Genomic DNA, 18,841 nt, shown 5'->3' with positions numbered 1-18,841 from the left:
GAAATCCGCGCGACTTCGTCGTACCGGAGGGGCAGAGTGTCAGGGGTGAACATGGATTCCGCCCCTGACCGGGCACCGCTGCGGAGCTGGCTGCCCGGGTTCGTCGCACTGGCCGCGATCTGGGGTTCCAGCTTCCTCTTCATCAAGGTGGGGGTGGGTGAGCTGCACCCCGTGCACCTCACGCTCTACCGCGTGGCCACCGGCGCGGCCACGCTGCTCGTGGTGCTGGTCGTGCTGCGCGACCGGCTGCCCCGCGAGCCGGCGGTCTGGGGCCACCTGCTGGTGGTCGCCGCGTTCGGCGTCGCGCTGCCGTTCACCCTGTTCGGCTACGGCGAGCAGCGGGTCGAGTCCATGCTGGCCGGCATCTGGAACGCCACCACGCCGCTGATCGTGCTGCCGCTGGCGGTGCTGGTGTTCCGCACCGAGCGGCTGACCGCGCGCCGGGCGGTCGGGCTGGCGCTGGGCTTCGTCGGCGTGCTGGTGGTGCTCGGTGTCTGGGCGGGCGTCGGCGGCGCGCACTTCACCGGCCAGCTCATGTGCCTCGGGGCGGCGGCCTGCTACGGGCTGGCGATCCCGTACCAGAAGAAGTTCATCGCCGGACGCGCGTACTCGGGACTGTCGCTGTCGGCGGCCCAACTGCTCGTGGCGACCGCGCAGCTCGCGTTGGCCGCGCCGCTGGTGGCCGGTGCGCCGCCGGTGCCGACCGACCTGTCGCCCCGGGTGGTGGCCAGTGTGCTCGCGCTCGGCGCGCTCGGTACCGGGCTCGCCTTCGTGATCAACCTGCGCAACATCCGGCTGGCCGGGGCCAGCACGGCGTCCACCGTGACGTACCTGGTGCCGGTCTTCGCGGTGCTGGTCGGCGCCGTGGTGCTCGGCGAGCGGATGAACTGGCACCAGCCGGTGGGCGCGCTGATCGTGCTGGTCGGGGTGGCGGTCGCGCAGGGCCTCGTCGGCCGCCGCCGTCGGCCCGCCCCGCCGCCGGTGGCGCCCGCCGGCCGCCCGGTCGAGCCGGCCGCCCGGGCCTGACCGCTCAGCCCCGGCCCGCCGTCCACTTCACCAGGCGGTCGGCGGTCCATGTGTTGATCACCCGGTCGGCCGGTACGCCGCAGCGCGCCGCCCGTTCGCACCCGAAGCGCTGCCAGTCGAGCTGCCCGGGAGCGTGCGCGTCGGTGTCGATGGCGAACCGGCAGCCCGCCTCCAGCGCGCGGCGGATCAGCCGCTTCGGCGGGTCCTGCCGCTCCGGCCGGGAGTTGATCTCGACGGCGACGTCGTGCTCCGCGCAGGCGGCGAAGACGGCGTCCGCGTCGAACTCGCTCTCCTTGCGGGTACGCGGCCGGTGCCCCTTGTCGCCCGGCCCGGTCACACCGGCCGGCCGGGAGGACACCATCCGGCCGGTGCAGTGCCCGAGGATGTCCAGGTGCGGGTTGGCGATCGCGGTCACCATCCGGCGGGTCATCTTCGCCCGCTCGTCGCTGAGGCCGCTGTGCACCGAGCCGACCACCACGTCCAGCCGGGCCAGCAACTCGTCGGTCTGGTCGAGTGAGCCGTCGGCGAGGATGTCGACCTCGATGCCGGTGAGGATGCGGAAACCCTTCGGCAGCGCCTCGTTCACGGCGGCCACGTGGTCGAGCTGCCGGCGGAGCCGGTCCGCGGTCAGCCCGCGGGCCACCTTCAGCCGGGGCGAGTGGTCGGTGAGCACCACGTACTCGTGCCCCAGCTCGACCGCGGCCAGCGCCATCTCCTCGATCGGTGAGCCGCCGTCCGACCAGTCCGAGTGGGTGTGGCAGTCGCCGCGCAACGCGTCCCGCAGCGTCGCCGCCTCCTCGTCCAGGTCGGTGCCCTCGGTGGCCAGCATCCGACGCAGGTAGACCGGCTCCTCGCCGGCCAGCGACTCGGCCACGCAGCGGGCGGTGACGTCGCCGACGCCGGCCAGCTCGGTCAGCTTGCCGGTGCGGGCCCGCTCGGCCACCTCGTCGGCCGGCAGCGCGCCCAGCGCCGCCGCCGCCGACCGGAACGCCCGCACCCGGTAGGTGGCCTCGTTGGCCCGTTCCAGCAGGAACGCGATCCGGCGCAGATCGGCGAGGGGATCTCGGGCAGTCATGCAGTGGAACCTACGCGCTCCGGCCGCCCGCCGTGCGCCGCCCGACCCGCGCGTCGGGTCAGCCGCCCGCCGCGGACCGGCCCGGCGAGGCCGGGCAGCCGTGCTCGCGCTGCCAGGCGGTGACCTCGGCTACCGGCGACCGGTTGCCGCCCCTGCGCCAGGAGTTCAGGTAGGGCGCCGGCCAGACCACCCCGCGACGGATCCACCAGTCGTCGTGGCCGGAGCACTTCGGGGAGAGCCCGAAATGCAGGTGGCACACGTTGTTGGCGTTGCCGGTGCGGCCCACCTTGCCGAGCTGCTGCCCGGCGCGCACACGGACGCCGGCGTCGACGCCGGACGCGATCGCGCTCAGGTGCGAACCGTAGTAGCGCACCCCGTCGTCGCCGAGCAGCGAGACCGAGAGCCCGCCGTTGTTCGGCCCCATCGGCCCCCGCTTGTCGAACCGGTCCACCCGGCTCACCTCGAGCACCACCCCGTCGGTGACCGCCACCACCGGCTCACCGCAGTCGGCGAAGATGTCGGTGCCCGGGTAGCCGCCGTGCGTCGGGTGGTAGTCGACGTTGCCGGCTCGGACCGGGAAGACGCGTCGCGGCGCGGGGCGCGACGGTGTCGGGGCGACGGTGGCGGTCGGGGCGGCGGAGACGGCCGGTGGGGCCGGGCTCGCCGTCGGCTCGGCGGGTTGCGTCGCCGTCACCATCGGGCTCGGGTCCTGCCACGCGTCCGCGGGCGTCGCGGGCCGGTCGCACCCGGCGGCGAACGCCGCGACGAGCAACAGGACCGGGAACGCCGGACGCGCGCGGCGGCCGATCGATGGCGAGCGCATCCGATCATCCTGGCAGACCACTACCGTGGGAACGAAAGCGCCGACGCGGTCGCACCGGCTGGTCACGGTGGGTGACGTCGGGGTCGATGGGTCGGGGAGGGGAGCAGCGGTGACGAACGGGTGGCACGGGGCAGCCGGAGCGAACGGTCCGGGGGCGTTCCACGCGCCGCCGCGTACCCCGTCGGGGCTCTTCCCGTCCGGCGGGCCGATGCGTCCCAGTTACCGCGAGCCGTACCCGGTGACCGGCGCCGGCGTGGCGCTCGGCGCGGTGGTCACCTTCGCCTGGTTGCTGCTGTTCGGGCTGGTCGGCCGCGACGTGCCCGGCTACGCCTGGTGGACGGTGCTGGCCGGCGGCGTCGCCTGGGCGGTCGCCGCGGTCCTGGTCCGCCACGGCGACCGGGGGGTGGCGACCGGGGTGGCGATCGTCACCGCGGGCGGCTGGAGCATCGCCGCCGCGATCGTCGCGGTGCGGTGGGCGCAGACCGGCGACTGGCCGCTCTGGTGACCTTACGTGCCGCTTTCGCTGCGTAGCGAAGACCATCTTGACGTACGCGCGGTGACGGTTCACGCTCGCCGTATGGCCTGGACCACACCGCCGCGGCTCGACCCCGATCGGAGCCGCCGTCGCCTACAACTCCTCGCCGAGTTGGCCGGTGCCCGTGCGGTACAGCAGCGCGAGCGGCCGCAGCGGGCGCGCAGCGATCGTCTGCGCCAGCTCATCGCCACCCGGCGCCGCGTGGCCGGCTGAGGCGACTTTCTCCAGGAACGGCCGGCCCCTGTCGGGGCGTTGACCGGTCGCCCGCCGACCCGACCGGTTAACGTGCATCGCGTGACGTGTCGGCGTGATGCCGAGGCCAATTTGGGGGGACCGTGTCGTACTTCGCTGCTGCCGTGGCGCGCATCGACGGCGGCTGGACCGCCGGCGAGGTCAGCCTGCGGGGCGTCACCGACATCGAGGAGGCGGCCGACCGGCTGCGTGACGTCGAGCCGGACGCCGACCTTTCCCTGCTGTTCGTCGAGGCGGACGACACCTACCTGGTCGTCCTGCGCCTCGACGAGGGGGAGGACCTGCGGGTCTTCGGCTCCGACTCGGCGTACGCGGAGGAGTCCCGGCTGGGCGCGCTGCTGGTCGGCGACCTGAAGACCTCGGTCACCGGCCTGGAGGACGTCGACGAGCCGCGCCCGTCCGGCGGCGACGACGAGACCGAGCAGCCGGCCGTGGACCCGGAGGCCGACCCGGTGGGCGACGCCGACCTCCTCGCCGACCTCGGCATCCCGGCACCGAAGCTGCTCGCGCTCTGCGCGCACGAGGGCAACATGCCGGCCGACGTGACCGCCGAGATCTGCCAGGTGCTCGGCTGCGCGGACGAGGTCGAGGAGCTGCGTGAGGTCTGAGCCCGGCGAATCCGTGACGCCCGGCGCCGTGGAACCGGCCGACGCCACCGACCCGGCGCTGGAGACGCTGCGACCCGGCCAGCCGACGCCGGGTCGACCCGGACGGGCCGGGCCGGGCGCGGACGAAGGACTGGCCGACCCGGGCGCGGTGGGGCGCCGGCAGCGGCACGAGCTGTGGATGCGGCGGGCCCTGCACGTCGCCGCGACCGGCCCGGACGGGCCGACGCCGGTCGAGGGCGTCGACGACGTACCGGTCGGGGCCGTGCTCTACGGGCCCGACGGCGGGGAGCTGGCGATCGGGCGCAACGAGCGGGAACTGACCGGCGACCCGACCGCGCACGCCGAGGTGCTGGCGCTGCGCCGCGCCGCGCAGGGGCTGGGCCGGTGGCGGCTGGACGGCTGCACGCTTGTGGTGACGCTGGAGCCGTGCACCATGTGCGCCGGCGCGATCGCGCTGGCCCGGGTCTCGACAGTGGTGTTCGGCGCGTGGGAACCGAAGACCGGCGCGGTCGGCTCGCTCTGGGACGTCCTACGCGACCGCCGGCTCCCCCACCGCCCCGAGGTCTACCCCGGCGTCCTGGCCCCCGAGAGCGCAGCGTTGCTGCGTGCGTTCTTTAGGTAAGGCGGGGCCCCCGGTTAACGCCTCCGGTAGAGAAGGGGCCCCTTCTTAACGAGCCGCCGCCCCCGGCACCGGGTGGTGCCGGGGGCGGCGGTGGGTAGCCGGCGGAGGGTCGGTCAGGCGATGGCGGTGTCGAGGGCGATCTCGACCATCTGGCCGAACGTCTGCTCACGCTCCTGCGACGTGGTCTTCTCGCCGGTCTTGATGTGGTCGCTCACGGTCAGGATGGTCAGCGCGCGGGCCTTGAACCGGGCCGCGATCGTGTAGAGCGCCGCCGACTCCATCTCCACCGCCAGCACGCCGTAGTCGGCGAGCGCGTCGTACAGGTCCGGCCGGTCGGTGTAGAAGGCGTCCGCGGCCAGGATCGGCCCGACCCGCATGGTGATGCCGCGCCGCTCGGCCACCTCGACCGAGGTACGCAGCAGCCCGAAGTCGGCGACCGGGGCGTAGTCGATCAGCCCGTCGAAGCGCATCCGGTTCATGTTCGAGTCGGTGGACGAGCCGATGGCCGCCACCACGTCCCGCAGTTGCAGGTCCTCGGTCAGGGCCCCGCACGAGCCGACCCGGATCAGCGTCTTCACGCCGTACTCGTTGACCAGCTCGTGGGCGTAGATGGAGGCGGACGGCATGCCCATGCCGGAACCCTGGACGGAGACGTCGACGCCGTTCCACCGCCCGGTGAAGCCCAGCATGCCGCGCACCGTCGTGTAGCAGCGGGCCTCCTCGAGGTAGGTCTCCGCGATCCACTTGGCCCGCAGCGGGTCACCCGGCATCAGGACCCGCTCGGCGATCTCTCCCGGCTCAGCGCCGATGTGCGTACTCATGGCAAAGATCCTGCCAGGCCGGCCGACGGGATACCGGTTCGGCGTCCGAAGCGGTGGTCCTGTACCCTCGTCGGCGGTGGCGTGTCCGAGTGGCCTAAGGAGCACGCCTCGAAAGCGTGTGAGGGTTTACGCCCTCCGCGGGTTCAAATCCCGCCGCCACCGCCAATTGCCGAAGCGCCCGGGGATTCCCCGGGCGCTTCGGCGTTCAGCAGGGGCCGTAGCCCTCGTCGAAGAGGCGGCGGGCCCAGTCCGCGTACCCGGCGATGATCTCCCGGACGGTGACGCCGTCGTGCAGGAACAGGTACGCGCGGTCGCCGTCGCGGGCGAGCAGCCCGGCGAAGCGGTGGCTGCCGGGCGGCGCCGGCAGCGCGGCGGCGCCGGGGTACGCGGCGCGGACCTCGCCGACCGGCGTGCCGGCGCTGATCCCCTCCGGCGTGGTCATCGGGTCGTCGAGCCAGAGCAGGACGAGCCGGTCGTCGACGAAGATCGGGCTGACCTCGCCGTGCCCGGCCAGTGTGGGCCCGCAGGCCTCCTCGTCGGTGTGCAGCAGGCCGCGCCGGGTGAGGTCCTCCTCGGTGTCGCCGAACCCCGCGTTGCGCAGGCCGTTCAGGCTGACCACCTCGGCGGCGCCGACCGGTCGGGCGGGCACGTCCGGCCCATGTGGATGGACGCCGCTCCCGGCAATGGAAGCGGCGGCGAGCAGTGTGGCGATAAAGCCGAATTGTCGTAGTTTCATGCAATCCCCCAGTCCCCAACGGGACCGGGGCGATGAGGTTGCTGGTGCGGGCCGGATTGGCGCAGTTCCCACTCCTCGGCCAGTTCGTCCCAGTAGTCGGCGGACAGCCCGCGCCGGCCGTGCGCCAACCAACCGGCCGTGTCGCGCTCCAGGTGCAGACCCAGCTCAGCGAACGGGTCGATCCACGCGCCCGGCTCGGCGCCGAGCCGGGCCAGCGCCGTGTTGATCGGCCACTGTGCCCGCGGCCGGTCCAGCGCGCCGTCGTAACGCGGGCCCCAGGTCACGTCGCCGTCCAGCCACACCACCGCCGCCTGGTGGCCGAGCCCGCCGGCGAACTCCGCCTCCAGGTACGCCACCGGCCCGCGCTTCGACCAGCGGGCCAGCAGCCCCGCCAGCGGTGGCGAGAGGACCAGCCGGAACGGGCGTACCGCGCAGGGCTCCTCGGCGGCGAAATCCGGTGGCTCGCCGGTCAGCTCCGCCACGAGCTGCGGGGTGACCGGCAGCAGCGCGAAGTCCTGCCGGAGCGCGGCCAGCACCGCGTGGTCCAGGTCGGCGGTCTGCTCGCGCAGCAGCTCGACGTCGGCGACCACGGCACTGAGCTGGTAACTCATCCGGTCCTCTCGGCGTCCACAGCCTGTGGATGGAACATGTGTACGACGACGGATCCGCTGTCGCCCTGGAACGGTAGCCCGCCGCCGGGGGTGGAAAACCCCCGGACCAGGTCGGATGATTTCCGGCTTACCGCTGCCGAGCGCGCTGCCTAGCGTCGATCCCGTGATCGAACTACGTGAGTTGACCAAACGCTACGGGAACCGGACCGCCGTGGACAGGCTCACCGTCCGGGTGCGGCCGGGCACGGTGACCGGCTTCCTCGGCCCGAACGGGTCCGGGAAGTCCACGACGATGCGGATGATCCTCGGCCTGGACGCCCCGGACCACGGCGAGGCGCTTGTCGACGGCGTCCGGTACGCGGACCTGACCTGGCCGTTGCGGACGGTCGGCGCGCTGCTCGACGCCGGCGCGTTCCACCCCGGCCGCAGCGGGCGGGCGCACCTGGCCGCGCTGGCCGCGAGCAACGACATCCCCGGGTCCCGGGTCGAGCGGGTGCTCCGCGTGGTCGGGCTGTCCGGCGTGGCGGACCGGCGCGCCGGGACCTACTCGCTGGGCATGCGCCAGCGGCTCGGGATCGCCGTCGCGCTGCTCGGCGACCCGGGCGTTCTCCTGCTCGACGAGCCGGTCAACGGGCTGGACCCGGAGGGCATCCGCTGGATCCGGGACCTGCTGCGCGGGCTCGCCGCCGAAGGCCGGACCGTGTTCGTGTCCAGCCACCTGATCGCCGAGACGGCGCTGACCGTGGACCGGCTGGTGGTCATCGGCCGGGGCCGGCTGCTGGCCGAGACGACCGTCGCCGAACTCGCGGCCGGCGGCGACAACCTGGAGGACGCGTTCTTCCGCCTCACCTCGCGGTCACCGACTACCACGGAACGGATGTGTCATGAGCGGCTACGGATTCCGGCACGCGGCCCGGATGGAATGGATCAAACTGACAAGCGTCCGGTCGACGTGGTGGCTGGCGACGGCGGCGGTGCTCTCGATGGCGGCGGCCGGCGTCGGGGTGGGACTCGGCTACCGCGGGCACACGCCGGTGGCCAGCACCGCCCAGATTCTCAACAACAGCCTGAGCGGGGCCATCCTGGCCCAACTCCTGCTCGGCGCGCTCGGCGTCCTCGCGGTGACCGGCGAGTACGGCACCGGGATGATCCGTTCGACGTTCGCCGCCGTCCCCCGCCGCCGGACCGTCCTGGCCGCGAAGGCCACCGTCGGCGGTGGCGCGGCGCTCGTCGTCGGCCTGCTCGCCAGCTTCGCCGGCTACCTGGGCGGGCAACTCGCGATCCGCGGCACCGCCATCCCGGCCGCCTCGCTGGGCGACCCGCGGATCCTGGGCGCGGTCCTGCTCACCGGCGGCTACCTGGCGGCCACCGCGCTGATCGGCGTGGGCGTCGGGACTGTCGTCAGGCACTCCGGTGCCGCGATCGGCGTGCTGTTCGCGTTGGTGTTCGTCCCGTCGTTCGCGGTCGGCCTGTTCGGCGCGGACGGCATCGCGGTCGGCCGTTTCGTCCCGCTGCTGATGCTGCTCAACTCCGTCGCGGTGATCACGCCGGCCCCCGGGCTGTTCGCCGGCTGGGTCAGCGTGCTGCTGATGGGCGGGTACGCGGCCGTGGCGATTCTCGGCGGCGGCCTGCTGCTCCGTCGACGCGACGCGTGACAGGCGACAATGGGCCGGTGACCGCGCTGCGCGCCCCGTTCACCGCGCCGACCCTGCGCCGGGCGGTCTTCTGCCTGGTCGGGGTGGTCAGCGCGATCGCGATCCTGGCGGTGCCGGCGCTCGTACCGGCGCTGGGCGCGCTCGTCCTCCGGGCCACCGGAGGCATGTCCCGGCAGCCCGCGCCGGCCGTCGCACCGATCTTCCTGGTGCTGTTGCCACTCACCGTCGCGCTCCTGGTCGTGCTGGCCGCGCCGGCCGGGCGCGCCACCGGCGCGGTGCACCGCCGGATCGCCGGCCGGCTGCTCGGCGTACACGTGGCGGCCCCGCCACCGCGGGCCTCGAACCGGATCGGCGCCCTGGTCGCCGACGGGCCGGGCTGGCGTGCCGTCGGATACGGCCTGCTCAAGGTGCCGCTGGCCATCCCCCAGGGCTACGGCCTGTTCTGCTACCTGCTCGGCCCGGTCAACCTGAGCTACCCGCTCTGGTGGCCGCTGTTCCGCAACCACCCGCCCGGCACCCGCCTCGGTCCGGTGTGGGCGGTGACCCCGTTCGGCCTCGTCGGCGCGCGGACGTACGCCGGCACGTTCCTCATCGCCGCCGCCGGCCTGGCCATGCTGCTCGTCGCGCCGTGGCTGATGCGGGCCGGCACAACGGCGGACGTGGCCGCGATGCGGCGGCTGCTCGGCCCGCGCCGGCTCGCCCAACGGGTACGCGAACTCCAGGCCAGCCGCGCCCGGGCGATCGACGACGCGGCCACCATGATGCGCCGGCTGGAACGAGACCTGCACGACGGCGCGCAGATCCGGCTGGCCACGCTCGCGATGAACCTCGGCATGGCCACCGAGAAACTCGGGGCCGACGGCCCGCCACCCGACCTCGGGCAGGCCCGTGAACTGGTCGCGCTCGCCCACCGGGGGGCGAAGGACGCCCTCGCCGACCTGCGCGACCTGGTGCGCGGCATCCACCCGCCGATCCTCGACAACGGTCTCGGCGACGCGCTGGCGACGCTCGCCACGAGCAGCGCCGTCCCGGTCGCGGTGCACGTCGACCTGCCCGAGCGTCCGGCGCCCGCGATCGAGACCATCGCCTACTTCTGCGCCGCCGAGCTGCTCGCCAACGCCGCCAAGCACAGCCGGGCGACCCGGATCGGCCTCGGCGTCGCGGGCTCCGGGGAGCGTCTGACGCTGACCGTCGACGACGACGGGACAGGCGGAGCGGACCCGGACGGCCCGGGCCTGGCCGGGCTGGCCCGGCGCGTCGGCGTCGTGGACGGGAGGATGCGCGTGCACAGCCCGGCCGGGGGGCCCACCCGGGTCGAGATCGACCTGCCCACGCACGCGTGAACGGAGGCAACAGTATGCGGGTGGTGATCGCGGAGGACGCCGCGATGATGCGTGAGGGGCTGGTCCGGCTGCTCGCCGACCGGGGCTTCGAGGTGTGCGCCGCGGTGGCCGACGCGGACGCGCTGCGCTCCGCGGTCGCCGCCTCCGTGCCGGACGTGGCAGTCGTCGACATCCGGATGCCGCCGACGCACACCGACGAGGGGCTGCGCGCCGCGATCGACCTCCGGCGCGACCATCCCGGCGTCGGCGTGCTGGTCTTCTCCCAGTACGTGGAGACCCGCTACGCGACCCGCCTGCTCGCCGCCCGGCCGGCCGGCGTCGGCTACCTGCTCAAGGACCGCGTCGCCGACGTCGCCGACTTCGTGGACGCGCTGACCCGGGTGGCGTCCGGCGGCACCGCGCTGGACCCGGAGGTGGTCGGCCACCTGATGCGGGCCGGGCAGGGCACCGCCGGGGTGGCGTCGCTGACCCCGCGGGAGCGCGAGGTGCTGTCGCTGATGGCCGAGGGACGGTCCAACAGCGGCATCGCGGCGGCGCTGGTGATCACGCCCGGGGTGGTGGAGAAGCACGTGGCGAACATCTTCGCGAAGCTCGGCCTGCCGGCGTCGGACACCGACAACCGCCGGGTCCTGGCCGTGCTGCGCCACCTCGGCGGCTGACGTCAGGCGTACGACGGAAGGGGCCGGACCCTCGACGGGCCCGGCCCCCTGGCGATCAGGTCGTCACCACGCGGACATGTCGGGGAGCTGGTCGATCGAGATGGTCTTCGGGTTGGCCATCGCGGTGCGCCACAGCCCGGCCACGTCCTTGCCGCTGCCGTTCCAGTCCCGCGACGCCCAGACCACGTAGTACGGCCACGCCGGGTCGGTGTTGGGGTTGAGCGGGCTGAACGTCTCCGCCACGCCGGTGGTCTTGGCGCCGCTGACCGCCCTGGTGGTGGCGAAGTCGCTGCCGCTCTGGAAGTAGTCCGAGGTGACCAGGTCGACGTAGCCGTCACCCGGGTACCAGGACGCCAGCGAGGTGCCCTGGCCGCTGGCCATGCCGTTGAACACCCAGACGATGTTGTGCGCGCCGGCGAGCTGAGCCCGCTGGTAGATCAGCCGCCAGAGCTGCTTGTAGGCGTCCTGGCCCTTCTTCGCCCACCACATGTAGTTGTTGTTCGCCTCGTGCAGCGGGCGGAACAGCACCGGCACGCCGGCGTCGCCCATCTTCTTCAGCTCGCGCACCACCAGGTCGATGTCCTGGTAGAGCTTCGACGACGGGTTGCTCAGGTCGGGTTGGAAGTCGCAGGGCGCGGAATAGTTGCCGCCGCGCGGGCAGTACCAGTGCCACTGGAACGCGACGATGCCGTTGCGCGCCCTGGCCCAGTCGATGACCTGCTGGGTCTCGATGCTGCCCCGGGTGTACTCCATGAAGTCGAACGCCACGATCGCCGGGTAGCGGCCGGTCAACTGCTGCACCTTGTCCGCGTCCGGCAGGTCGGTCTGGCCGCTGACATAGGTGTGCGTGCGCAGGTAGCAGATCAGGTTGCGGGCCTTCGAGTTCGCCTGCGGGTCGGCCGGGGCCTGGCCGCAGTCCGGGCCGGGCGGGGTGGGCGGTTTGACCGCGTACACCTCGAACTCGTAGAGCGAGTAACCCCAGGCGGTGCCGCGTGCGGTGCCGGACATCCGCACGTACCGGCCGCTGGCCCCGGCCGGCGTCACGTCGTCGGTGCCGCCGTCGCCCGTCGTGGTGCTGAACACCGGGGTCCAGGTGGTGCCGTCGGTCGAGGTCTGGATCTGGTACGCCTTGCCGTACGCGGCCTCCCAGCGCAACCGCACCGTGTTGATCGGGTACGTGGCGCCCAGGTCGACCTGGAACCACTGCGGTTCGGCGTAGAGGCTGGACCAGCGGGTCCCCCCGTTGCCGTCCACCGCCTGGGCGGCGGCGTTCGGGCTCTCCGTCGACGACGCGGTGACCGGCCGGTTGAGCGCCAGGTTGCCGCTGGGGACGCCGGTCGGATCCGGCGTCGGGGTCGGACTGCCGGTGGGGCTCGGGCTGTCCGTCGGGCTCGGGCTCGGCGGCGTGGTGTCGCCGCAGGCCGCGCCGTTGAGCGTGAACGCGGTCGGGGTCGGGTTCGACCCGGTGTAGGTGACGTTGAAGCCGAAGCTCACCGTGCCGCCGGCCGGGACGCTCGCGTTGTAGGAGACGTTGGTGGCGGTGGCGTTCGCGCCGGACTGCGTCTTCGTCGCGTTCCACATGTCGCCGATCACCTGGCTGCCGGGGAACGCCCAGCCCAGCGTCCAGCCGTTCACGGCGGCCCCGGTATTGGTGATCGTGACGTTGGTGGTGGCGCCGCCGCCCCAGTCGTTGGTGACCTGCCAGGTCACCGAGCAGGTGCCGGCGGCGGCATGGGCGGCGGGTGTGGTGACGAGCGTGGTGGCCAGTGCGGTGACGGCTGCTGCCGCCCCGGCCAGGCAGGCCCGCGTGCGGGTGCGCTTGATCATGAGGAACTCCCGTACGGGTGATGGTTGCGGGGAGCCCTCGCCGCCCGGACGGGTCGGACCGTCGGTTGCCCTTCCGGCGTCCGACCCCGGCGAAGATATCCACGATGGTCGGCTTAACCGGTTAACTTTGTCAATCCCTCACCACCCGCTGATGTGCACATCAACCCCCTGAACCGGTAAAGAAACCGTTATCGACACTCCACCCGCCACGGGGGCGGTGGTCGGTCAGGGAGGGAGGGAGGGAGAAGGGGCCGGAGACGGCAGCAGGGCCGGCCCCAGCGGGGCCGGCCCTGCTCACGAGAGCGCGGAGGATACGAGATTCGAACTCGTGAGGGTGTAAACCCAACACGCTTTCCAAGCGTGCGCCCTAGGCCTCTAGGCGAATCCTCCGCGAGCCAGGATACAGGTCTCGCGACGGCGGGCCACCCCACCCTCCCGGAAGATCCACAAGCCTTCGGGTAGGCTTGGCGTCACCTCCCGTGCGGCGGTACCTCGTGAACCTCCCCAGGGCCGGAAGGCAGCAAGGATAAGCGAGCTCTGCCGGGTGCACGGGAGGCCTTTCTGTCTCCGGGGCCGGGTAACGTCGCCGCGGGTCGGGTCACGGGGTGGTGGGTGGTCACCCGGGGCCGACCGGCGCAGAATGGCTCGGTCGAGAGGAGGCGGGACGGGTGGCACTGGCCCTTTACCGCAAGTACCGGCCCCGCACGTTTGCCGAGGTCATCGGTCAGGAGCACGTCACCGAGCCGCTGTCGCAGGCGCTGCGCAGCGGGCGGCTCAACCACGCGTACCTCTTCTCCGGTCCCCGCGGCTGCGGCAAGACCTCCAGCGCCCGGATCCTGGCGCGCTCGCTCAACTGTGAGCAGGGCCCCACCCCGGAGCCGTGCGGGCTGTGCGAGTCGTGCCGCGGGCTGGCCCCCGACGGCCCCGGGTCGATCGACGTCATCGAGATCGACGCGGCCAGCCACGGTGGCGTGGACGACGCCCGGGAGCTGCGCGAGAAGGCGTTCTTCGCGCCGGCCCGCAGCCGCTTCAAGATCTACATCATCGACGAGGCGCACATGGTCTCGTCGGCCGGCTTCAACGCCCTGCTCAAGCTGGTCGAGGAGCCCCCGGAGTACGTCAAGTTCATCTTCGCCACCACCGAGCCGGAGAAGGTCCTCGGCACGATCAAGTCGCGGACCCACCACTACCCGTTCCGGTTGTTCCCGCCGAACGTGCTCCGGCCCTACCTGGAGCAGCTCTGCGAGGCCGAGGGCGTCAAGGTCGACCCGGCGGTGTTTCCGCTGGTGGTCCGCGCCGGTGGCGGCAGTGCGCGGGACAGCCTCTCCGTGCTCGACCAGCTCATCGCCGGTGCCGGCCCGGAGGGGGTCAGCTACGCGCGGGCCGCCGCGCTGCTCGGCGTCACCGACTCCGCGCTGATCGACGAGATGTGCGACGCGCTCGCCGCCGGGGACGGCGCGGCGGCTTATGCGACAGTCGACCGGGTCGCCGAGGCCGGCCACGACCCGCGCCGCTTCGCCTCCGACCTGCTGGAGCGGCTGCGCGACCTGATCGTGCTCCAGCAGGTGCCGGACGCCGCCGCCAAGGGCCTGATCGACGGCCCGGCCGACCAGATCGAGCGGATGGCCGCCCAGGCCCACCGGCTCGGTCCGGCCACGCTGTCCCGCTGCGCCGACATCGTGCACAACGGCCTGGTGGAGATGCGCGGCACCACCGCGCCCCGGCTGCTGCTGGAGCTGATCTGCGCCCGGATGCTGCTGCCCGGCGCGGACGACTCGTCCGGTGGCCTGCTCCAGCGTCTGGAGCGGATGGAACGCCGGCTCACGCTGGGTGGCGCCGAGCCGTCGCCGTCCGCGCCGGCCACCCCCACCCAGGAGGTACGCCCAGCCGCTCCCGCCCCGGGCGCGGCTGCCGCCGCGGTCCAGCCGTCGACCGCCGGCACGCCGGCGGCTGCCGATGCCCCGACCGGGCCCGCCGGTGCTCCCGGTCCGGCCGGTTCGGCCGCGGGTGCCGGCGCCCCGCTGCCTACCGACCGGGAGCCGGCCCCCCCGACCCGTCGTCCGGTGCCGTCGTCGGCGGTGATGCCCGATCCGGCCACGCCCGAGCCGCCCCGTCCGGGCGCGGCGGGTCCGGGTGCGCTGGACGCCGTGGCGGTGCGCCGGGTCTGGCCGGAGGTGGTCGGCAAGGTCAACCGGAGCAACAAGCGGATCGCCGCGCTGATGCGCGACGCCGTGGTGCGTGACCTGGACGGTGACACGCTGGTGCTGACCGTGAAGTCGACGGTGCTGGCGAAGATGATGGCGGATCACGCCGCCGTGCTCACCGACGCGCTCTACGAGGAGCTGGGCGGTCGCTGGCAGATCCGCTGCGAGGTGGCCGGCGAGCGGGGCGGCGCGTCGCTCGGTGGCCCGTCCCGACCCGCCGCGCCGGCCCGACCGGCATCCCCGCCTCCGGAGCCGCCCGCCCGCCCGGAGCCGGGTGGTGCCCACCCGGCCGGTGGGGCCGACGGTGCGGGTCGAGCCGGTGTCGCGCCCGGCGGGTCGGGGCGGGCGAACGGCGCGGGTGATGGTGTGAACGGCCGGAACGGGGCGATGCGGTCCGCCGGCGGCGCTCCCACCGTCGACCCGGCGGAGGACTGGCCCGAGCCGGCGCGCCCGGGTGGCGCGACCGCCGGCGCGGGAGAACGGCCCGAACCGGGTGGTGCGCCCGCGAAGGCGGACGAGTGGCCCGAGCCGGCCCGCCCGGGTGGCGCGCCGAGCACGGACGGGGCGTCGGCATCCGCTCCACCGGCCAGCGCGTCGGCCGCCCACGCCGCAGCAGCTCCGCCGAGACCGGCCGGGTCACCGGCGCAGCCCGCCGCGTCCACGGGTCCGCCGGTGAGCAGCGCGATCGCGGCAGCCCGGGCGGCTGCGGCGGGACGCGGCCCGCGTACCGGGCAGGCGGGCCGGAAGACGGCCGAGGCCGACTGGGCCGGTGAACCGCCGTACGACCCGGACTTCGACGGCCCGGTGCGCGGCGGCGCAAAACGGTCCGGCGGTGCCGCGCCGGCGAACTTCGAGGGCTTCGACCCGGGCGACGAGCCGCTGGACGAGGTCATCGACGAGCGCACCGCGCGCGAGTCCAGTGAGGAACAGGCGGTACGCCTGCTCCGCGACGCGTTCGGCGCCGAGCGGATCGACGAGGTGGACGCCCGGTAGGGCAACCCGCCCCGGGCTCCGGCCGGTGGCTGGAGGCGTTCGGCCGTCGATCGCTTCACCCGGACGAACAGACGTGGTGGCGGCCACCCGGCACGGCCGGGCTGGCGGTGTCAGGGCCCGGCGTGGGCGGCCACGCCGGACGGGGTGGGGTCGGTCCCAGCGGATAGGCTGATCGGCGGCCGAGCAGACGAGTGCGAGAAGGAGCGGTCCGTGCGCCCAGGTGGACAGCCGAACATGCAGCAGATGCTGAAGCAGGCGCAGAAGATGCAGCAGCAGATCGCCGCCGCCCAGGCCGAGCTGGCCGACGCGGAGCTGACCGGCACCGCCGGTGGTGGTCTGGTCACCGCCACCGTCGCCGGCACCGGTGAGCTGAAGGCGATCAAGATCGACCCGAAGGCGGTCGATCCGGAGGACGTGGAGACGCTGGAGGATCTGGTCGTCGCCGCCGTGCACAACGCCGCCGAGGCGGCCCGGGAGCTGACCGAGAAGAAGATGGGCCCGGTCGCGGGCGGGATGGGCGGCCTCGGCCTGCCCGGGTTCTGAGCCGACAGATGTATGAAGGCGCCATCCAGGACCTGATCGACGAGTTGGGCCGGCTGCCGGGCGTGGGCCCGAAGAGCGCCCAGCGGATCGCGTTCCACGTCCTGTCGGCCGATCCGGCCGACGTCAACCGGTTGGCCGGCGCGCTGCGCAAGGTCAAGGAGCTGGTCCGGTTCTGCACGACCTGTTACAACGTGGCCGAGTCCGAGCAGTGCCGGATCTGTCGCGATCCACGGCGTACCGATGAGGTGCTCTGCGTGGTCGAGGAGCCGAAGGACGTGGTGGCGATCGAGCGGACCGGCGAGTTCCGCGGGCGCTACCACGTGCTCGGCGGCGCGATCAATCCGCTGGAGGGCATCGGCCCGGACAATCTGCGGATCCGTGAGCTGATGACCCGGCTGGGCGGCGGTGAGGTCCGCGAGCTGATCCTCGCCACCGACCCGAACACCGAGGGCGAGGCGACGGCGACCTATCTCGCGCTCATGGTGAAGCCGATGGGGATCGCGGTGACCCGGCTGGCCAGCGGTCTGCCGGTCGGCGGCGACCTGGAGTACGCCGACGAGATCACGCTGGGCCGCGCCTTCGAGGGGCGCCGGGCGGTCTGAGTCGCCGGTCCGGTGGTGGGCGGTCTGCCCGCCACCGGGCCGTGATGTGAGGCGGCCTCGGAAGGTGTCGGCTTGATAGCGATTGCCCTTCGCCCGTTCCTCTTCTGTGTGACATGCCATAACCTCCCGCTCACGGACTGAGTCACAGCTCGGCGTGAATACATGCGCATGACAGAGGTGAGAGATGCAGGCGAGCAGGCTGAAAACGGCCGTGGCCCTCGCGGCCGCGGCCGCCCTGGCGGTCGGTGCGTCCGGGTGCGCCAAGAGCGACCGGGACGACGAGGGTGGGAGCGGCGCCAAGAGCGGCGGCACCTTCGTCTTCGCCGGTGCCGGGGACCCGAAGAACTTCGACCCGATCTTCAACGACGACGGTGAGTCGTTCCGGCCGATCCGCCAGATGTACGACACCCTCGTGCAGAACAAGCCCGGTACCGCCGAGCTTCAGGGTGCCCTGGCGGAGAGCTGGGAGCACGACCCGGACGGCAAGGTCTGGACCTTCAAGCTCCGCAAGGGCGTGAAGTTCCACGACGGCACCGACTTCAACGCCGCCGCGGTCTGCTTCAACTTCGACCGCTGGTTCAACATGAAGGGCGCCGCCGCCCAGTCGCAGATGATCTACTACTCGGACACGTTCGGCGGCTTCGCCAAGAACGAGGCCGAGGGCGTGGGCCAGCCGGTCTACAACAAGTGCGAGGCGAAGGACGACGGCACCGCCGTCGTCACGATGAACCAGTACAAGGGCGCCTTCCCCGGTGCCTTCGCGCTGACCGCGCTCTCCATCGCCAGCCCCGAGGCGCTGAAGAAGTACGACGCCGACACGGTGAAGCAGAACGGCGACTCGTTCGAGTACAGCGCGTTCGCCAACGAGCACCCGGTGGGCACCGGTCCGTTCAAGTTCGCGGGCTGGGACAAGACCAAGGGTGAGATCACCCTGGAGCGCAACGCCGACTACTGGGGCGAGAAGGCCAAGGTCGACAAGCTCGTCCTCAAGATCATCAAGGACGAGAACACCCGGAAGCAGGAGCTGCGCGCCGGCACCGTCCAGGGCATCGACTTCCCGGCCCCGGCCGACCGGAAGGCGCTGTCCGGCGAGGGCTACCAGGTCCTCGACCGTCCCGCGTTCAACATCCTCTACCTGGGCATCAACCAGAAGAACCCGAAGCTGAAGGACCTGCGGGTCCGGCAGGCGATCGCGTACGCGCTCAACCGCCAGCAGCTCGTCCAGACCAAGGGCCCGGGTGGTACCAAGGTCGCCGACCAGTTCATGCCGGACACCGTGCTCGGCTACGCCCCGGACGTGCAGAAGTACGACTACAACCCGGAGAAGGCCAAGCAGCTTCTCAAGGAGGCGGGCGCGGAGAAGTTGACGCTCAACTTCTACTACCCCACCGACGTGTCCCGGCCGTACATGCCGAACCCGCAGGAGATCTTCACCGTGCTGGCCAACGACCTGAAGGCCGTGGGCATCACGGTCAACGGGGTGGCCCGGCCGTGGAACGGTGGCTACAAGGACGACGTGCAGCAGTTCGGCAAGCACGACCTGCACCTGCTCGGCTGGACCGGTGACTACAACGACCCGGGCAACTTCGTCGGCACGTTCTTCGGCCGCGGCAAGGTCGAGTTCGGCGACCAGGGCATGACCGAGATGTTCGAGGCCATCACCAAGGCCGACGCCACGGTCGACGAGGCCGGCAAGAAGGCCGCCTGGGAGCAGGTCAACCGCGACATCGCCACCAAGTGGCTGCCGGCCGTGCCGGTCTGGCACGCCCCGCCGGCCATCGTGGTCACCAAGGACGTCAAGGGTCTCGTCGCCAGCCCGCTGACCGACGAGCGGTTCAACACCGTCAGCGTCGGCTGAGGCAGCATCCACCGCTGACGCCGCACGCGGAATCGGCCCGGGCCGGGC

16 protein-coding genes, 2 tRNA genes, 1 other RNA gene and 2 pseudogenes are annotated in these 18,841 nt (G+C 72.9%); 14 read left to right on the top strand and 7 right to left on the bottom strand.

What is annotated here, in order from left to right:
• Positions 1–51 precede the first annotated feature (51 nt).
• A pseudogene (locus ACZ6O5_RS07080) lies at positions 52–1,148 on the top strand (DMT family transporter); the annotation flags it as partial.
• Here ACZ6O5_RS07080 and ACZ6O5_RS07075 read toward each other — a convergent pair.
• Both ACZ6O5_RS07075 and ACZ6O5_RS07070 read right to left on the bottom strand, forming a co-directional pair.
• Positions 1,031–2,101 carry a PHP domain-containing protein gene (locus ACZ6O5_RS07075; RefSeq protein ID WP_465975012.1) on the bottom strand — a complete coding sequence of 357 codons (1,071 nt, stop codon included), beginning with the start codon at positions 2,099–2,101 and terminating at the stop codon, positions 1,031–1,033. The pseudogene ACZ6O5_RS07080 and the gene ACZ6O5_RS07075 overlap by 118 nt on opposite strands.
• A 58-nt stretch (positions 2,102–2,159) precedes the next feature.
• Positions 2,160–2,798 (bottom strand): M23 family metallopeptidase, encoded by a 639-nt coding sequence (locus ACZ6O5_RS07070; RefSeq protein ID WP_465975070.1) that lies wholly within the window; start codon positions 2,796–2,798, stop codon positions 2,160–2,162.
• Between the two features lie 334 nt (positions 2,799–3,132).
• Between ACZ6O5_RS07070 and ACZ6O5_RS07065 the strand changes: the two genes are divergently transcribed.
• From ACZ6O5_RS07065 to ACZ6O5_RS07055, 3 genes are all read left to right on the top strand, one after another.
• Complete coding sequence (locus ACZ6O5_RS07065; protein ID WP_107162256.1) at positions 3,133–3,429, top strand: hypothetical protein; 297 nt, start codon at positions 3,133–3,135, stop codon at positions 3,427–3,429.
• Between the two features lie 365 nt (positions 3,430–3,794).
• A complete protein-coding gene (locus tag ACZ6O5_RS07060; protein ID WP_107162257.1) occupies positions 3,795–4,319 on the top strand; it encodes a tRNA adenosine deaminase-associated protein in 525 nt (174 codons plus the stop codon).
• Between the two features lie 67 nt (positions 4,320–4,386).
• Complete coding sequence (locus tag ACZ6O5_RS07055) at positions 4,387–4,941, top strand: nucleoside deaminase (RefSeq protein ID WP_465975068.1); 555 nt, start codon at positions 4,387–4,389, stop codon at positions 4,939–4,941.
• 113 nt (positions 4,942–5,054) lie between these two features.
• Here ACZ6O5_RS07055 and deoD read toward each other — a convergent pair whose 3' ends face one another.
• Positions 5,055–5,762, bottom strand: a complete 708-nt coding sequence (deoD, locus tag ACZ6O5_RS07050) for a purine-nucleoside phosphorylase (protein ID WP_281934225.1) — start codon at positions 5,760–5,762, stop codon at positions 5,055–5,057.
• Between the two features lie 75 nt (positions 5,763–5,837).
• On the opposite strand from deoD, the gene ACZ6O5_RS07045 reads away from it, so the two are divergent.
• Positions 5,838–5,927, top strand: a tRNA-Ser gene (locus ACZ6O5_RS07045).
• A gap of 40 nt (positions 5,928–5,967) precedes the next feature.
• Here the strand turns inward: ACZ6O5_RS07045 and ACZ6O5_RS07040 are convergent.
• Together ACZ6O5_RS07040 and ACZ6O5_RS07035 are read right to left on the bottom strand one after the other, a co-directional pair.
• A complete protein-coding gene (locus ACZ6O5_RS07040; protein ID WP_465975010.1) occupies positions 5,968–6,498 on the bottom strand; it encodes a hypothetical protein in 531 nt (176 codons plus the stop codon).
• The gene (locus tag ACZ6O5_RS07035; RefSeq protein WP_465975009.1) at positions 6,495–7,109 is read right to left on the bottom strand and encodes a hypothetical protein; all 615 of its coding nucleotides are present in this window, start codon (positions 7,107–7,109) and stop codon (positions 6,495–6,497) included. Before ACZ6O5_RS07035 ends, ACZ6O5_RS07040 begins: the two co-directional genes overlap by 4 nt.
• 115 nt (positions 7,110–7,224) lie before the next feature.
• On the opposite strand from ACZ6O5_RS07035, the pseudogene ACZ6O5_RS07030 reads away from it, so the two are divergent.
• The 4 genes and pseudogenes from ACZ6O5_RS07030 to ACZ6O5_RS07015 all read left to right on the top strand — a co-directional run.
• Positions 7,225–7,767: pseudogene (locus ACZ6O5_RS07030) on the top strand (ATP-binding cassette domain-containing protein); the annotation flags it as partial.
• A 226-nt stretch (positions 7,768–7,993) separates the two neighbouring features.
• Complete coding sequence (locus ACZ6O5_RS07025) at positions 7,994–8,764, top strand: ABC-2 transporter permease (RefSeq protein ID WP_465975074.1); 771 nt, start codon at positions 7,994–7,996, stop codon at positions 8,762–8,764.
• Between the two features lie 17 nt (positions 8,765–8,781).
• A complete protein-coding gene (locus tag ACZ6O5_RS07020) occupies positions 8,782–10,107 on the top strand; it encodes a sensor histidine kinase (RefSeq protein ID WP_465975066.1) in 1,326 nt (441 codons plus the stop codon).
• A gap of 14 nt (positions 10,108–10,121) precedes the next feature.
• Complete coding sequence (locus ACZ6O5_RS07015; RefSeq protein WP_465975007.1) at positions 10,122–10,766, top strand: LuxR C-terminal-related transcriptional regulator; 645 nt, start codon at positions 10,122–10,124, stop codon at positions 10,764–10,766.
• Positions 10,767–10,829: 63 nt separating this feature from the next.
• Here the strand turns inward: ACZ6O5_RS07015 and ACZ6O5_RS07010 are convergent, their stop codons facing one another.
• Both ACZ6O5_RS07010 and ACZ6O5_RS07005 read right to left on the bottom strand, forming a co-directional pair.
• The gene (locus ACZ6O5_RS07010; RefSeq protein WP_465975006.1) at positions 10,830–12,593 is read right to left on the bottom strand and encodes a glycosyl hydrolase; all 1,764 of its coding nucleotides are present in this window, start codon (positions 12,591–12,593) and stop codon (positions 10,830–10,832) included.
• Between the two features lie 305 nt (positions 12,594–12,898).
• Positions 12,899–12,983, bottom strand: a tRNA-Ser gene (locus tag ACZ6O5_RS07005).
• Positions 12,984–13,064: 81 nt separating this feature from the next.
• On the opposite strand from ACZ6O5_RS07005, the gene ffs reads away from it, so the two are divergent.
• The 5 genes from ffs to ACZ6O5_RS06980 all read left to right on the top strand — a co-directional run bounded on the left by ffs (position 13,065) and on the right by ACZ6O5_RS06980 (position 18,793).
• Positions 13,065–13,154: signal recognition particle sRNA small type (gene ffs, locus ACZ6O5_RS07000), an RNA gene on the top strand.
• Positions 13,155–13,261: 107 nt separating this feature from the next.
• Positions 13,262–15,790 (top strand): DNA polymerase III subunit gamma and tau, encoded by a 2,529-nt coding sequence (locus tag ACZ6O5_RS06995; protein ID WP_465975005.1) that lies wholly within the window; start codon positions 13,262–13,264, stop codon positions 15,788–15,790.
• 234 nt (positions 15,791–16,024) lie between these two features.
• Positions 16,025–16,333, top strand: a complete 309-nt coding sequence (locus tag ACZ6O5_RS06990) for a YbaB/EbfC family nucleoid-associated protein (RefSeq protein WP_217628661.1) — start codon at positions 16,025–16,027, stop codon at positions 16,331–16,333.
• Between the two features lie 8 nt (positions 16,334–16,341).
• Positions 16,342–16,935, top strand: a complete 594-nt coding sequence (recR, locus tag ACZ6O5_RS06985; protein WP_358193838.1) for a recombination mediator RecR — start codon at positions 16,342–16,344, stop codon at positions 16,933–16,935.
• 184 nt (positions 16,936–17,119) lie between these two features.
• Positions 17,120–18,793, top strand: coding sequence for an ABC transporter substrate-binding protein (locus ACZ6O5_RS06980; protein WP_431933554.1), 1,674 nt, complete (start codon positions 17,120–17,122; stop codon positions 18,791–18,793).
• Positions 18,794–18,841 lie beyond the last annotated feature (48 nt).

This window comes from Micromonospora sp. NPDC049201 (assembly GCF_055586805.1).
This window is presented reverse-complemented; position numbering and strand designations above follow the sequence as displayed.

Coding starts and splice junctions, on each gene's coding strand:
- ACZ6O5_RS07075 (WP_465975012.1), bottom strand. CDS start 2,101: ATGACTGCCCGAGATCCCCTCGCCGATCTGCGCCGGATCGCGTTCCTG.
- ACZ6O5_RS07070 (WP_465975070.1), bottom strand. CDS start 2,798: ATGGTGACGGCGACGCAACCCGCCGAGCCGACGGCGAGCCCGGCCCCA.
- ACZ6O5_RS07065 (WP_107162256.1), top strand. CDS start 3,133: ATGCGTCCCAGTTACCGCGAGCCGTACCCGGTGACCGGCGCCGGCGTG.
- deoD (WP_281934225.1), bottom strand. CDS start 5,762: ATGAGTACGCACATCGGCGCTGAGCCGGGAGAGATCGCCGAGCGGGTC.
- ACZ6O5_RS07040 (WP_465975010.1), bottom strand. CDS start 6,498: ATGAAACTACGACAATTCGGCTTTATCGCCACACTGCTCGCCGCCGCT.
- ACZ6O5_RS07035 (WP_465975009.1), bottom strand. CDS start 7,109: ATGAGTTACCAGCTCAGTGCCGTGGTCGCCGACGTCGAGCTGCTGCGC.
- ACZ6O5_RS07025 (WP_465975074.1), top strand. CDS start 7,994: ATGAGCGGCTACGGATTCCGGCACGCGGCCCGGATGGAATGGATCAAA.
- ACZ6O5_RS07015 (WP_465975007.1), top strand. CDS start 10,122: ATGCGGGTGGTGATCGCGGAGGACGCCGCGATGATGCGTGAGGGGCTG.
- ACZ6O5_RS07010 (WP_465975006.1), bottom strand. CDS start 12,593: ATGATCAAGCGCACCCGCACGCGGGCCTGCCTGGCCGGGGCGGCAGCA.
- ACZ6O5_RS06990 (WP_217628661.1), top strand. CDS start 16,025: ATGCAGCAGATGCTGAAGCAGGCGCAGAAGATGCAGCAGCAGATCGCC.
- recR (WP_358193838.1), top strand. CDS start 16,342: ATGTATGAAGGCGCCATCCAGGACCTGATCGACGAGTTGGGCCGGCTG.
- ACZ6O5_RS06980 (WP_431933554.1), top strand. CDS start 17,120: ATGCAGGCGAGCAGGCTGAAAACGGCCGTGGCCCTCGCGGCCGCGGCC.